Origin of the sequence: Maribacter spongiicola (assembly GCF_052119685.1) — a bacterium.
Lineage (GTDB): Bacteria > Bacteroidota > Bacteroidia > Flavobacteriales > Flavobacteriaceae > Maribacter > Maribacter spongiicola_A.
The window spans coordinates 71,311-86,027 of sequence record NZ_JBGQOO010000001.1 but is presented as its reverse complement, the minus strand read 5'-3'; the positions used below and the strand labels follow the sequence as shown (position 1 = coordinate 86,027).

Genomic DNA, 14,717 nt, shown 5'->3' with positions numbered 1-14,717 from the left:
TTTAGTAACCTGGGTTTTGAACTAGGTTAGGGTTTAATTGAATTTGAGCATCTGGTATAGGCCATCTGATTTCAAAATCTTCGTATTGGGTGATAGGGTCACCTGCATTTGGTCCACCTTGAGTAATTCCTGAGATAGACTCTGCATATTTTCCAAACCTGATCAAATCATTACGTCTCCAACCTTCAAAACACAATTCTTTTCTTCTTTCAGATAATAATTCTGTAGCATTATCTTCTTGAGAACCTAAAGTCATCATATCTGCTGCTGGAAGACCAGCTCTTGTTCTTAAACGATTTACCGTATTGTCAATTACGCCCTGAGTTAATTTGTTTTGACCGTTCAAAGCCTCTGCATACAATAATAAAACATCTGCATATCTAATATATGGGTAGTCAAAAGGAGAATCGTTAGCATACCCATTTGGACTTTCCGCATGCCATTTCCATCCTCTCCATGTATCTTTTCCAACAGTCCATGAAGTTTCATCTGTTACAGCAGTCTCTGGGTCTGTGTTATTGGCATTATGCCGCGCTATGTTGTTGATCATACGCACATCATTGTCAATATCGTAGCTATCTGCAAAACTGTGGTTAATGTGACAGGTTCCCCAGCCTCCCCCGTTTTGTACACTACCTTGTGGTCCGTAAAATGTGCTTAATAGACCGCCTTCACCTAAAGCAGGACCATCAATTCCTACAGCAAATACCATCTCTGTACTTTGTTCATTATCTAATGTAAAAACATCTCGATATACTGGTAAAAGCTCATAAACCCCACTGTCCATAACATTTTTCAATGCTTGTTCAGCTAAAGGAAATTTATCGGTCTGGTTTAATGGAAAACCAGTCATTTGTAGGTAAATTTTCCCTAATAATGCATTTGCAGCACCTGCCGTTACACGACCGCCACCTTGTTCTGTAGGTAAATACGGTAAAGCAGAAATTAAATCTGATACCATAAAGTCATATACTTCTGATGGTGTAGCTTGCGTTACATTGATGTCATCTAATGAAATAACTTCATTTTTAAGTAGAGGAACATTTTCCCATGAACTTACCAAAGCGAAATTTAAAGTTGTTCTAAGAAATTTTGCTTCAGCCACGTATTTGTTTTTTAGATCACTTTCTATTTGATCTGGTGACATCGCATCAATTCTGTCTACAACACTGTTTATTCTATTTAAAGACTCATAATATTTTACCCATGCTTGGTTAATTTTACCAGTTGTTGGGGTTACTTGATGTAAGTATATTAATTTATTCTCACCGCCCCAGTTAGGAAAAACTACTTCGTCAGCAGCGGCTGTACCCCAAAAAATAGACCAAGGTGCAGGGTTGCTGCCACCAGTAGGTGCAATAGATTGTTGTACGGCATCATAGGCACCGTTAAGATATGTTTCTGCTCCTTCTTTATTTACCAAAAGTAAAGGTGGAGATACAAAGGTATCTGGGTCTTCTGATAAAAATGTATCACTACATGAGCTAAGGGTAATAATTGCTCCGAGTAAAATAAATGGTTTTAGGTAATTTTTTTTATAATTTTTCATAGTCATTTTTTTTAAAATCCAATATTAAGTCCAACTCTAAAAGTTCTGGCTCTTGGATAAGAGTCTGAATCTAAACCAGGTGTTAGTTGGTTGTTACCAACACTAACTTCTGGGTCATAACCACTATAATTAGTCCACACATATAAATTATCAGCGGCAGCATAAAGTCTAAAAGATTTTACACCTAAGCTTTGTGTAACTTTATTTGGTAATTTATACCCAACTGTAATGTTACTTAGTCTCAAGAAAGAGCCATCTTCTACATAATCTGAGTATGCATTACCGCTTACCCCGGCATCACCAAAACCATTTATAATAGGCACATTGGTGTCAGTGTTTACTGGTGTCCACCTATCTCTTATAGAACCATATTTATTAAAGAACGGAATGTTTTGACCAGTTCCTCTTACAAGGTTTTTATTGTAAACATCATTACCATATGACCATGACGTTAATATAGAAAGATCTACGTTTTTATATGTGAAATTATTTGTAAATCCACCAAAATGCTTTGGTACCGTACGCCCTATGATTGTTCTGTCATCTGAGTTTATTATACCATCGGCGCTATCAGGTATTCCATCACCATCAGTATCTACAGTTATTTGATCTTTTAACTTCGGTAAGCCTGGTCTGTATGTGGATGTATCTGTTCTACCGGAAGATACGACTACACCATCTTTTAGTTGGTAATTAAGCGCGTAAAGCGGTAATCCAGTATCGGCAGCATCTTGTATCATTTTTTGAGCAGCTTCTGCATCTGTTAATCCTTCAAAATCAACAAAATCGGAATATTGGTATAAACCATCATTTTGGATACCGTAAATAGAACCAACAGGTTCACCGACACGGGTAACATAATCGATAGGAATTTGATTGTCACCAATTGCTCTAGTAAAGAATTCATTAGCACCTCCTAAATCTGTAACCTCATTATCGTTAAAACTAATATTAAAGCTAGAATTCCATGAGAAATTTTCGGTATCTATATTCACTGTATTTACAGCGAATTCCAATCCTTCGTTTACTAAACTTCCAACATTTGTAAATACGGTTTCAAAACCTGTGGTACCTGGTATAGGCCTGTCCAATAATAAGTTTGTTGTTTCTTTTTTATAATATTCGGCATCTATAGAAATTCTGTTCTTAAATAGACCTAAAGATACACCAGCATCAAGCTGAGAGGTAGTTTCCCAGGTTAAACCATCGACAACTAAATTGCCTATTGCAACACCAATGGCTAATTGATTACCATTGAAAATGGCTGAAGATGTAGCTGTTTGTGGTAATGATCTATAAGATCCTATAGCTGTATTACCAGTTTCACCATAACTTGCTTTTAATTTTAAGTTGCTTATTGTTTGGTTATCTTTTAAGAAATTTTCGTTGGATACTTTCCATGCTACACCAGCAGAAGGAAAGAAACCCCATTTGTAACCTTCGGCAAATCTAGATGAGCCATCATAACGTGCACTTAGGTTTAAAACATAGCGATCGTCAAAATCATATTGTACACGACCTAAAACAGACCTTAAAGAGTTTTTATTAAACGTTGATAATGTAGCAAGGGTTTCTTGTGCCGTAGCCAAGTTATTCAAGTTAACGCCTGGTAAATCAAAACCGGTAGATCTAGCATTGGTAAATTCAAAAGAAGACTCTTGTTGTTCGTATACTGCAGTTGCATTTAGCCTATGCTTACCATAGGTTTTGTTGAACGATAAGTTTTGCTCTGTGGTAAGACCGACATTATTACTGTTATTGGTAAAAGCTCTACCACCTACAGATTGGCCGTATCCAAATTTCTCAGAGAAATATGCTTGGCCTTTACTAGATCCAAAATTACCTCTAAGTGAAGTTGTAAATTTTAATCCATCAGCTAACTGATATTCTAGATACACATTACCAAAAGAATTGAAACGTAATGAACGGTTGGTGTTACCTTCTAATATTCTATTTGGGTTAACAACATCGCCCGAACGTAATGATAGAATTCTACCATCTTCATCATATTCAGCATCATCATAACGTGTTAAACCTTGTACTGGGCTAAAAAGTACAGCACTAGTAACAATACCAGATTGCCCGTTAGCATTTGAACTCGCTGAGGTTACAACACCTTTAGATTGTGTGAAACCCATATTTAGATTTACACCTGCCTTTAATTTTTTCGAAATATTCTGATTCAATCTTAAACTAGCATTATATCTTTCAAAATCTGTGGTTTTGATAATACCTTCACTATTTAAGTATGAAAATGATGCAGCGTAAGAATTGGTGTCAGATCCACCGGTCATAGAGAGGTTATAGTTACTTGTTATTGCAGTTCTAGCAATTTCGTCTTGCCAATCGGTAAGAATCACCCTAGGGTCATTTAAATTTATATTGTTACCGAATTCATCTCTATAAGCTGAAGGTTGTGGTTGTGTACTATTGGGGTCCCATGGAAAATATTCGTTCCACCAATCTACATATTCTTGCCCTTTTAACAGATCAATTTTTCTTGCTAGTGTCGCAACAGATGTATAGGTTTCAAAGTTTAAGGTCGATCTTCCTTTTTTACCACCTTTAGTAGTAATTATAATAACACCATTTGCACCTCTAGAACCATAAATTGCAGTAGCAGAAGCATCTTTTAACACCTCAATAGATTCTATTGTACTTGGATCAATCGAGGATAAAGGACTCGTAGTAGAGTTACCTAAACCTACACCTGTACTTTGGTTATCACCCTGTAAAGCAAAGCCATCGATAACATATAATGGATCACTACTGGCGTTGATCGATGTTCCACCACGTACACGTACTTTGAATCCTGCATCTGGTCCACCTTCAGAGGCCACGATCTGCACACCTGCAGCTTTACCGGCGATACCACCTTCAAAAGAAACAGGCTTTACCCTGTTTAATTCTTCGGCTTTAATAGATACTATGGATCCTGTAAGATCTTTTCGCCTTGCAGAACCATACCCTATAACAACTACCTCGTCAAGAGCAGAAACGTCTTCAGCTAAATTTGTGTTGATTGTTGTTTTTCCATTAACGGCGATTTCCTTTTTAGTAAAACCAATATAGGTAAAGACCAAAACATCATCACTGTTTACATTAATGGTATACAGCCCGTCAAAATCAGTAACAGTACCATTCGTAGTTCCCTTTACAACTACACTTACCCCAGGTAATGGACCGTCATCTGATGTTACCGTTCCTCGAATGCTGCTCGTTTGAGCGTTCATGGTACCCATACCTAATAGCACTAGAATTGCTATCAGTAGGGTTCCGGATTTCCGTTTAAATAAGAATTTCATTTTCATAAGTTGTGAATGTAATTAAGTTTAGTTCTGCAAATATTTAATTATTACACCGGGCTCAGGATAACAAATGATTTTTAAAGGGTAACAAATGTGTTTGTCTAAAAAAAATGTTAAAGCGGCGACTATTTTTCATTTTCAGGACTTTTTAATTCCATTGTCTTAATAATCGAACTTAACTATTGTGAAATCTGTTTTTGATAGCATCTGAAGCATTACGTAATTTAGCGTGTAATTCGTTATTGGTAGTTGTATAAACAACCTTAAAATGCTAGGAGCATTTTTAGGTAAAGAGGTTACATGTATGTTTATTTTCGAAATTTTGATGCTACATCTATTAGGTAATCTATATAAATAAAAACCTGCCTTTAATAAGTATACTTCGATAATAGAATGAAGAAAACATCATGTTTAAATATAGAATTATGTCTTTATAAATAGTCTATCTTATTGCATATTACTCATATGTTTTGTTCATAAAATCATTTGTTATTCCATAATCCTAAAAAATAGGTAACTTTTGTAAAGCGCATTTAGTATTGCAAATTTTGACCTTAAAAACTCTCTTGAAAATGTTCGAAAAACTCTTTTTTATTTTTCTGATAGGTGTATTTTTTTCTGCTTGTGAAGAAGCTCCTAAAGCAACTTTTGAGGCTAAAAAACCAAACATCATTTATATAATGGCCGATGACCATACGACTCAGGCTTTTGGTATTTATGGTAGTAGATTGGCTAGCCTAAACCCGACACCGGCTTTAGATCAGTTAGCGAATGAGGGAATGATCTTTGATAATTGTTTTGTTACAAACGCGATTTGTACCCCAAGTAGGGCAACGATAATTACAGGTCAATATAGTCAGGCCAATGGGGTTTTAGACTTGGAGGGGCATATACCGCCAGACAGGCAATATTTGCCTCAAGAAATGAAGAAGTTAGGATATGAGTCTGCTATTGTTGGTAAATGGCACTTAGAAGAAGAACCTGCATCATTTGATTATTATGTGGTTTTACCAGGGCAAGGTAAATACCATGACCCCGAGTTTATCGTACAAGGTGAGGAAGAATGGCCTAAAAATAGAATTGAAACTACGGGGCATTCCAGTGATAATATCACCGATTTAACTATTGAATGGTTAAAGGATAAAAGAAATAAAGACAAGCCATTTTTTTTAATGCACCACTACAAAGCGCCGCATGATGATTTTGAGTATGCACCTAGATATAAAGATTATTTAGAAGATGCATATATTCCAGAGCCTGCCAGTTTGTATGTAAATGGTAATAATGGTTCTGTTGCCACTAGAGGAAATAAGGATTCGTTATTAACTGTTATAGGCTCGTCTGTTTCTAAGCGAAATACTATTAGAAGTATGGGTATGCGATTATGGAGCGATGAGTTTACGAAAATCTCAAATCCTGATTTTAATGCGGATTTTAAAAACAAACTAGACTTAAGCGATAGGGCATATACGCATGCCACTTATCAAGAATATTTAAAAAGATATTTGCGTTGCGTAAAAGGGGTGGACGATAATGTGGCGCGATTAATTAAATTTTTAAAAGATGAGGGACTTTATGATAACACCATAATAGTATATACGGGTGATCAAGGGTTTATGCTAGGGGAACATGATTATATCGATAAAAGATGGATGTATGAAGAATCTATGCGTATGCCATTCTTTGTACGTTATCCTGAAAAAATAAAGGCAGGTACTAGAACTGATGCCATTATCAATAATGCCGATTTTGCACCTACCTTAATAGATATAGCAGGTGGTACTGCCCCAGAACAAATGCAAGGGCATAGTTTTAAAACTATTTTAGAAACTGGTGAAGAGCCAGATGATTGGCAACAGTCTACCTATTATAGATATTGGATGCATATGGCGCACGCACACGCCAACCCAGCGCATTTTGGTATACGTACAAAACAATATAAATTAATATTTTTCTATGGTAAATATTGGGTCGATACCAAAAATCCAGCTGCAACTTGGAACAAGAAGAGCTGGGGCAATCGCTTTGAAATGGATACCCCTGTAGCTTGGGAGTTTTATGACCTAAGCAAAGATCCAAAAGAGATGAATAATGCTTATAATAACCCTGAATATAGAGATGTTATTGCCGATCTAAAAAATCAATTATTAGAAAAAAGAAAGAGCTTGAATGAAGAGGATGGGGATAAGTACCCGCATATTCAGAAGGTAATCGATGCGCATTGGAACGATTAAATAGCAGCTTTTTTTGATTTAAATTTTTATTCAAATTCATATGAGAGCCATATTCAAATTAACAGCAGTTTTATGTATTATATGCTCAACAAGTAGTTTTTCTCAACTAAGAAAAGAGAAATATGCTGCGAAAACACTTTCTGTTCAAAAATGGGAAGTTCTTGATATTGACTTTAAAAGTAATACGATAGGCGACTCACCCTTTACCACTAATTTTTCAGCAGTTTTTACGCATGAAAATGGTGAGCAGCAAATTGTGCCTGGTTTTTTCAACGGAAATAAGAATTGGGTAATTAGGTTCTCAAGTACTTTAGAAGGTAATTATACCTATGTAACCACATCAGAAATTGCATCGCTTAACAACAAGAAAGGCAAGGTTAAGGTAACCGAAGCTAAAAGTGATAATCATGGTGGTATAGTAGTTAGCGATAATGACCCTCAGCACTTTTATTATGAAGATGGTACGCCATATTTTCTATTGGCTTTTGAATGCGATTGGTTGTATGCGCTCGATTATCATAATGAAAAAGACTTGCCAAAAACCGAACATTTATTAAACCTTATTGAAGAAAACGGATTTAATCAAATAGTAATGAATGTGTTTTCGTATGATGTAAGTTGGCAAAAGGATGAAAAGCTCAAACAACACCCTGAGCATGAATTTGGTGGGCCAGATGATATTTTTCCTTTTTTAGGTAACAACGAGAATCCAGACTACTCTGCTTTGAACCCTATTTTCTTTCAAAGATTAGATCGTACTATAAGTATGATGCATGACAAGCGTATTGCTTCTCACCTAATGATTTATGTATGGAATAAATTGGTCGCTTGGCCAGATATGAATAGTGATGCGGATAATATGTATTTCGATTATGTGGTAAAACGGTATCAGGCTTTCCCGAATATGATTTGGGACATTTCTAAAGAGGCGCTTTATTATGGTAGGGCAGATGAAGATTATATTCATGGAAGAATTGAAAGAATACGAGAAAATGACCACTTTAATCGATTGGTTTCTGTTCACGATTTTAAATACTGCTCAAATTTTCCTGAAAAAGTAGATTTTATTTCCACTCAAAATTGGTCGCATAATATCTATGACAAAATGCTAGATGCCAAGACTAAATTTAAAGACAAACCGATTTTTAATATTGAACATGGTGGCTATGAAGAGTCCCCGTATACTGTCTTTACAGGAGATTATGTAAATGCAGAAACTTGCTTGCGTAGAAACTATATGTGTTTATTCGCTGGTGTTTATACTACGTATTACTGGCAAGGGGCTTCATGGAATGTTATCATCTATAATCCTTTTGAGCAGCCAGATGATTTTGTGAAACCGAAGTTCGAGTATTTTGAACATATGCAGAAACTGTTTGTAGCATTCGATTTTACTAAACTAAAGCCAACACCTTGGAAAAACGGTAGTGCTTATAACCTGACAGATGATAATGAAACGGTGTTGCTTTACATGCATAAAGAAAACTATGGTATAGATGCAGCTTTTCTTAAAAAAGAAAGTGCTAAAAGATCATTGCAATGGTTCAATACCTTAACGGGGGAATTTAGCCAGGAAGTAGGGTTGCCAAAAACCGGAAAACTAATATCGCCATGGCAAGGAAAAGCCGATGCAGTATTGATTTCTAGGCTTAATTCACTTTAAAAAGCAGCATATAAATCATTTGGTCTATTATAAAAGACATACGTTTTAATGCTTTCGCCAAGATAATTCGAATTTCGCTTCAAGGGAATTAAGAAAAACTAATAAGAGATATTTACCATGAATTTAAAAAGATATAAGTTATTCGCTTTTATGGTCTGTACAGCAACATTCTTTTCTTGTGCTGATAAAAAAGAAAAGAAAGAAACAGTAGTACAAGCGAAACCAGTTTACGAAGCAAACTGGGAATCTATAAAAGCTAATTATAAAGATCCAGCATGGTTTAATAAACAAAAATTCGGAATTTTTATTCACTGGGGTGCTTATAGTGTACCAGCATATAGTTCAGAGTGGTATCCTAGAAATATGTATATGGATTCTGCTACTTTCTCTGCACAATTAGAACTTGGGAAAAAAGGACCATCAGATGTGTATTTACATCACAAAGAAAAATGGGGGGATCAGAAAGATTTCGGTTATAAAGATTTCATACCAATGTTTAAAGGAGAAAATTTTGATGCGAATCAATGGATCGATATTTTCGAGAAAGCAGGGGCAAAGTATGTAATACCTGTAGCAGAACATCATGATGGTTTTGCAATGTACAAGTCTAACGTAACACGTTGGAATTCTGTAGACATGGGACCTAAAAAAGATATTTTAGGAGAATTATTTAAAGCTGGTCGTGAAAAAGGTATGATTATGGGGGCTTCTTCGCATTTCGCCTTTAACTGGTCGTTCTATAACAAGAAAGATAAATTCGATACTACAGATCCTGAAAATGCAGACTTATATTCAACAAAAGGTAAAGACTTGAAAGAACCTGTTTCTGAAGAGTTCAAAGAATTGTGGTGGGCAAGAACTAAAGATATTATCAATAATTACCAACCAGATATCTTGTGGTTCGATTTTTATCTAGACATTCCTGATTTTGCCGATCAAAGACCAAAGTTAGCGGCATACTATTATAATAAAGGTATAGAATGGAATAAAGAGGTGGTATTACAAGATAAAAACTTCTCTCATGAAGCATTTCCAGAAGGTACGGTAGTATACGATTTAGAAAGAGGGAAGTTGCCTGGTATTCGAAAATTGCCATGGCAAACAGATACATCAATAGGTAAAAACTCTTGGAGTCATGTTACTAATTGGGAGTCTAAAACAGCTAATGAAATTGTAGATGATTTAGTAGATATTGTAAGTAAAAACGGAAACCTATTATTAAATGTGGGTCCAAAATCTGACGGTACTATCCCAGAAGATCAGCAGGCTATATTGTTTAAAATTGGAGATTGGCTAAAGATTAATGGCGATGCCATTTATGATACTACATACTGGAAAACTTTTGGAGAAGGCCCGACAGAGGTAAAAAAGGGACATCATTCTGAGGGTAATAATGAAGGTTTATCATCAAAAGACATCAGGTTTACTATAAAAGATAATAAGCTTTTTGCCATTGTTTTGGATTGGCCCAAAGACGGTATGGTAAATATTGAGTCTTTAGCTAAAGATTCTGAATATGTAAAAGATTTAGAAATTGCCAATGCAAAAGTATTAGGTAGTACAGATAAAATTAAGTGGAGTCAAGAGACTGACGGTTTAAAGGTTACTATGCCTAAAGAAAAACCAGGTGACTTCGCGTATGTTATTCAGTTCGATTTACGATAGTTTGTTAGTTTAATTTAATTGTTCGCCAAGACTTTTGTTGTTAGAGGTCTTGGCTTTTTTTTATTAAAATCCATTATCATGAAATTACTAAAGCAGTGTTGGTCTTACCAAGTATTAATTAGCTCAATCTTATTTTTCACTTTGCTTTTCGGATGCAAATCGACAATAGATTTAGATGTAAAAAACAGCCTAGATAATGAAGCTATACATATGCTAGATGCTAATTTGTCGGAATGGGAAATTTGGATGGGCGCCGTTCATACATCGGTAGATTTAGATGTAGAGAAGTTTGATAATGTACAAACAGGAAAACCCTTAGGCTTGCATAATGACCCTAAGAATGTATTTTCGGTACAAAAAGAAAATGGAGAAACTATATTAAAAATCACAGGAGAAATTTATGGAGGTTTAACCACCAAAAATGAATATGGTAATTATCACCTTTCGGTACAATTTAAATGGGGAGATAAGAAATGGGAACCAAGGCTGAATACAAAAAGAGACAGTGGAATACTTTACCATGCTCAAGGTCCGCACGGTGCATTTTGGAATGTATGGATGGCTAGCTTAGAATTTCAAGTTCAAGAAGGTGATTGTGGCGATTTCATTGCTTTAGGCAATGTATATGGAGATGTGCCAGTCGAAAGACTAGTAAAAGATAATGGAAAACCATATTATATTTATAATTCTAAAGGTGTTGTTACCCCTTTAAAATACGGTCCTGAATTTGTCGCCAGTCAGGCAAGTAAATCTGAGCTTCATGAAAAGCCACATGGTCAATGGAATACATTAGAAATCTATTGTATAGGCAGTGAGAGTATTCATCTTGTAAATGGTATTGTGGTAAACAGGGTAAAAAATGCTAGGTATAACATAGATGGTTCAACTATACAAGTTGTTAAAGGTAAGATTCAATTACAATCAGAAGCTGCTGAGGTTTACTATAAGAACCTTACACTTACTCCGATAAGTAGCTTTCCTTCAAAATACACTGATTTTTAATCTGTTTAATCATCCGTTCTAGTTTCAGAATCATACGTTATTAGCTATAGTGTGCTATTAAATTATTTTTGAGTGTATTACTATTCTAGTAATCCCTTTTTAAAATAATTGAATGAAAAATTTTGCTACTACTTGCCTTTTTGTAATAACAGCACTTTTATCGGCTCAAGAAAAGCCAAATGTTATTGTGGTTTTAGCTGATGATATAGGTGTAGGCGATGTTTCTTATTATAGAAAAATGCACTCTGAAAATATTGTGGTAGAAACACCTGCTTTAGATCAACTTGCTAAAGAAGGTATGGTTTTTACAGATGCACATTCACCTGCTGCCCTTTGTGCTCCTTCAAGATATGCAATTATGACAGGTAATAATTGTTACCGCAGTTATGCGCCGTGGGGTGTTTGGGGTGCCTACCAACCTTCACCAATTGAACCAGATCAATTGACCTTGGGTAAGTTGATGAAAAATGCAGGCTACCAAACTGCTTTTTTAGGTAAATGGGGTTTTGGAATGGACTTCTATAAAAAAGGAGATTCTACTCAAATACATGAAGGCCCACGCAAACATGTAGAACTTGATGTTGATGTTCGGCAAATAGCAGGTAAAGGACCAATACAAAACGGATTTGATTATAGCCTAACTTTCCCTGCCGGAATCCAGAATGTACCTTACGTAGTCTATGAGAACCAAAAATGGATGCCTTTGAGTGAGAATTCTGAAATAGGTTATATTTCTCAAGAGAACATGACCAAACTTGGTGTTAAGCTAGATAAAGATGAAGGTTTAGGTGACACCGCTTGGGATCCTCATAATATGGGGCCTCTATTAGTAAATAAAGCCATAGATTTTATTGAAACTACCAATAAAGATAAACCCTTCTTTATGTATTACTGTTCTCTTGCGGTGCATTTGCCACATACACCTACCAAAGAGCTTAATGATATAAAAATAGCGGAAACGACACCATCGCACCATTTAGATTTGGTGAAAGAATTAGATATACAAATGGCGATGCTAATAGAAACGCTTAAAAAGAAAGGTATATACGAGAATACATTAATCATTTTTACTTCTGATAATGGTGGTCTGCAAAGAAAGGAAACTATGGCCTCTGGTCACCGATCTAATGATATTTATCGTGGCGGTAAAAACCAACCTTATGAAGGTGGTCAACGAGTTCCATTTATTGCCTCTTGGGCGGGTAAAATTGAACCGGGTTCTATTTCTAACACGCCTGTTTTAGGTCTCGATGTATTAGGCACGCTTGCTGCAATTACAAACCAAGAAATTGAAGAAAACCAAGCCAACGATTCGGCTAATTTATTACCAACGCTTTTAGGGCAAACTTCTAGAGAGGTACATCCATACTTAATAAATCAATCGGGTACTAGTCGAGAAGCTATGATTGTTAAAGACGGTTATAAATTGATAATTGCTTTCGATAAAAAAGATAAAACCGACAATACAAGAAAGCCGTTGGCATTATTCAATTTAAAAAATAATAGCGAAGAGAATGAAAAATTCAATTTGGTAAATAAGCCTAAATACAAAGAAAAGATAGAAGAACTTTTTAATGCCTACAATACACTTCGATCTAGTGGTGAAGGAACAAAAATATAATTAATAGATACACTTTAGGCTACGTCGCTTTTTCTGATAGAATAATCAGTTAAGATAATGGGCTAAACATAATTCAATTTAAAATGAAAAAAATAAAATTTACGCTATGCCTGTCCGTGTTTTTTTCTCTTGCTTATGGTCAAGATAGTAATACGGTAGATAAAAGCAAGAGCCCTAAATTTGAAGAAAATTGGGAATCCCTAGAAAAAGTGAATGCTAGCCCTGATTGGTTTCAAGATGCAAAATTTGGTATCTATGCTCATTGGGGACCCGTTTCTTCAGCTTTTGAAGGTACAGAACCCGATAAATTCTACTCAGGTTGGCACGGCATGAAAATGTATGAAGATGGTAAAAGAGTACCAACTAAAAACGGCAACCCTACCTCTAATTTTGAACATCATTCTAAAAAATATGGAAATCCTAAAAAATATGGATATAAACATATCATAGAACAATTTGATCCATCAGCATTTGATGCGAAACAATGGGCAGAGCTGTTTGTAAAATCGGGAGCTAAATTTGCAGGACCTGTGGCTATGCACCATGATAATTTTGCCATGTGGGATAGCAAAACTACAAGATGGAATTCTATGAATTATGGGGGAATAGACCCTTCGGCAGAGTTAAAGAAAGAAATTGAAGCTAAAGGCTTAAAATTTATGGCTTCTTTTCATCATGCATTTACATGGAAATATTTTGCTCCAGCCCATAAGTACGGTGGTGTGAACGCTGAAGATTATGACTTGTATACCAACCCACACTCGTTAGAATCTGATACTCCAGATGAACAATTTTATAAAGATTGGTGGGCAAAAATGAAGGAGTACATAGATGTATATCAGCCAGAATTAATTTGGTTTGATTGGTGGCTAGAAAATATGACCGAAGAGTCTCGACTAGAGTTCTTAGCTTATTATTATAACAAAGGTATAGAATGGAATAAAGAGGTTGTGGTATCTTATAAAGAAACTACTTTTCCTGAAACGGTTGCTGTTAAAGATTATGAACGTGGCAGACCAAATCAGCCAAAGTCTCCTTCGTGGTTAACAGATACTTCCCCTGGTGCCTGGTTTTATAGACCAAATGCAAAATTCAAAACTCCAAATGAGCTGGTTGATATTCTAGTGGACATTGTTTCAAAAAATGGATTGATGCTTTTAAATGTACCTCCTAATCCCGATGGTTCTATTCCTCAAGAGATGCAAGACCTATTAATTGATATGGGATGTTGGTTGGCTATTAATGGCGATGCTATCTACGGTACTAGACCTTGGACGATATTCGGAGAAGGACCTACGCGTTTACCGGAAGGCGGACATAAAGTAGAGAAATTCAAAATAGAATATAAGAATACGGATATAAGATTTACTAAAAAATCGGATAAAGAATTTTACATTATCGTAATGGACACCCCTGATACTGAAATTGTAGTGAAATCATTATCTACCGATATTGGCGTCTTAAATTCTAAAATCGAACATATCTCTCTTTTAGGAAGTGATGAGGAAATTAAGTGGACAAGAGATGAACGTGGTCTGGTACTACAAGCCCCAGTTAAGTTACCTTCTAATTATGCACATGCTTTTAAAGTTGTGTTAGAAGGGTATAAAGAAAATAATATTGGGGGTAATATTGATGCTCATGTAGATTAAACTCAATACTGTTAATCGATTAA

Annotated in this window: 8 protein-coding genes; 6 read left to right on the top strand and 2 right to left on the bottom strand. The window is 35.5% G+C overall.

All coding sequences use genetic code 11. From position 1 onward, the window contains the following. Position 1: 1 nt before the first annotated feature. Positions 2-1,549, bottom strand: coding sequence for a RagB/SusD family nutrient uptake outer membrane protein (locus ACEN2N_RS00300; protein ID WP_441822459.1), 1,548 nt, complete (start codon positions 1,547-1,549; stop codon positions 2-4). A gap of 11 nt (positions 1,550-1,560) precedes the next feature. After that, positions 1,561-4,854, bottom strand: coding sequence for a SusC/RagA family TonB-linked outer membrane protein (locus ACEN2N_RS00295; protein ID WP_441822458.1), 3,294 nt, complete (start codon positions 4,852-4,854; stop codon positions 1,561-1,563). 575 nt (positions 4,855-5,429) lie between these two features. Between ACEN2N_RS00295 and ACEN2N_RS00290 the strand changes: the two genes are divergently transcribed. The 6 genes from ACEN2N_RS00290 to ACEN2N_RS00265 all read left to right on the top strand — a co-directional run bounded on the left by ACEN2N_RS00290 (position 5,430) and on the right by ACEN2N_RS00265 (position 14,694). Further along, on the top strand, positions 5,430-7,091 hold the full coding sequence (locus ACEN2N_RS00290; RefSeq protein WP_441822457.1) for a sulfatase family protein: 1,662 nt from the start codon (positions 5,430-5,432) through the stop codon (positions 7,089-7,091). Positions 7,092-7,131: 40 nt separating this feature from the next. Continuing rightward, positions 7,132-8,754: an apiosidase-like domain-containing protein gene (locus ACEN2N_RS00285; RefSeq protein WP_441822456.1), complete on the top strand. Its 1,623-nt coding sequence runs from the start codon at positions 7,132-7,134 to the stop codon at positions 8,752-8,754. A gap of 117 nt (positions 8,755-8,871) precedes the next feature. Further along, positions 8,872-10,419, top strand: a complete 1,548-nt coding sequence (locus ACEN2N_RS00280) for an alpha-L-fucosidase (protein WP_441822455.1) — start codon at positions 8,872-8,874, stop codon at positions 10,417-10,419. Between the two features lie 78 nt (positions 10,420-10,497). Next, the gene (locus ACEN2N_RS00275; RefSeq protein WP_441822454.1) at positions 10,498-11,421 is read left to right on the top strand and encodes a 3-keto-disaccharide hydrolase; all 924 of its coding nucleotides are present in this window, start codon (positions 10,498-10,500) and stop codon (positions 11,419-11,421) included. Between the two features lie 112 nt (positions 11,422-11,533). Then, positions 11,534-13,042, top strand: coding sequence for a sulfatase family protein (locus ACEN2N_RS00270; protein ID WP_441822453.1), 1,509 nt, complete (start codon positions 11,534-11,536; stop codon positions 13,040-13,042). 83 nt (positions 13,043-13,125) lie between these two features. Next, complete coding sequence (locus ACEN2N_RS00265; RefSeq protein ID WP_441822452.1) at positions 13,126-14,694, top strand: alpha-L-fucosidase; 1,569 nt, start codon at positions 13,126-13,128, stop codon at positions 14,692-14,694. Positions 14,695-14,717: the final 23 nt, after the last annotated feature.

Bases quoted from the DNA above. Each gene is read 5' to 3' on its own strand.
- ACEN2N_RS00270 (WP_441822453.1), top strand. From the start codon at position 11,534: ATGAAAAATTTTGCTACTACTTGCCTTTTTGTAATAACAGCACTTTTA.
- ACEN2N_RS00265 (WP_441822452.1), top strand. From the start codon at position 13,126: ATGAAAAAAATAAAATTTACGCTATGCCTGTCCGTGTTTTTTTCTCTT.
- ACEN2N_RS00295 (WP_441822458.1), bottom strand. From the start codon at position 4,854: ATGAAATTCTTATTTAAACGGAAATCCGGAACCCTACTGATAGCAATT.
- ACEN2N_RS00280 (WP_441822455.1), top strand. From the start codon at position 8,872: ATGAATTTAAAAAGATATAAGTTATTCGCTTTTATGGTCTGTACAGCA.
- ACEN2N_RS00290 (WP_441822457.1), top strand. From the start codon at position 5,430: ATGTTCGAAAAACTCTTTTTTATTTTTCTGATAGGTGTATTTTTTTCT.
- ACEN2N_RS00285 (WP_441822456.1), top strand. From the start codon at position 7,132: ATGAGAGCCATATTCAAATTAACAGCAGTTTTATGTATTATATGCTCA.
- ACEN2N_RS00300 (WP_441822459.1), bottom strand. From the start codon at position 1,549: ATGAAAAATTATAAAAAAAATTACCTAAAACCATTTATTTTACTCGGA.
- ACEN2N_RS00275 (WP_441822454.1), top strand. From the start codon at position 10,498: ATGAAATTACTAAAGCAGTGTTGGTCTTACCAAGTATTAATTAGCTCA.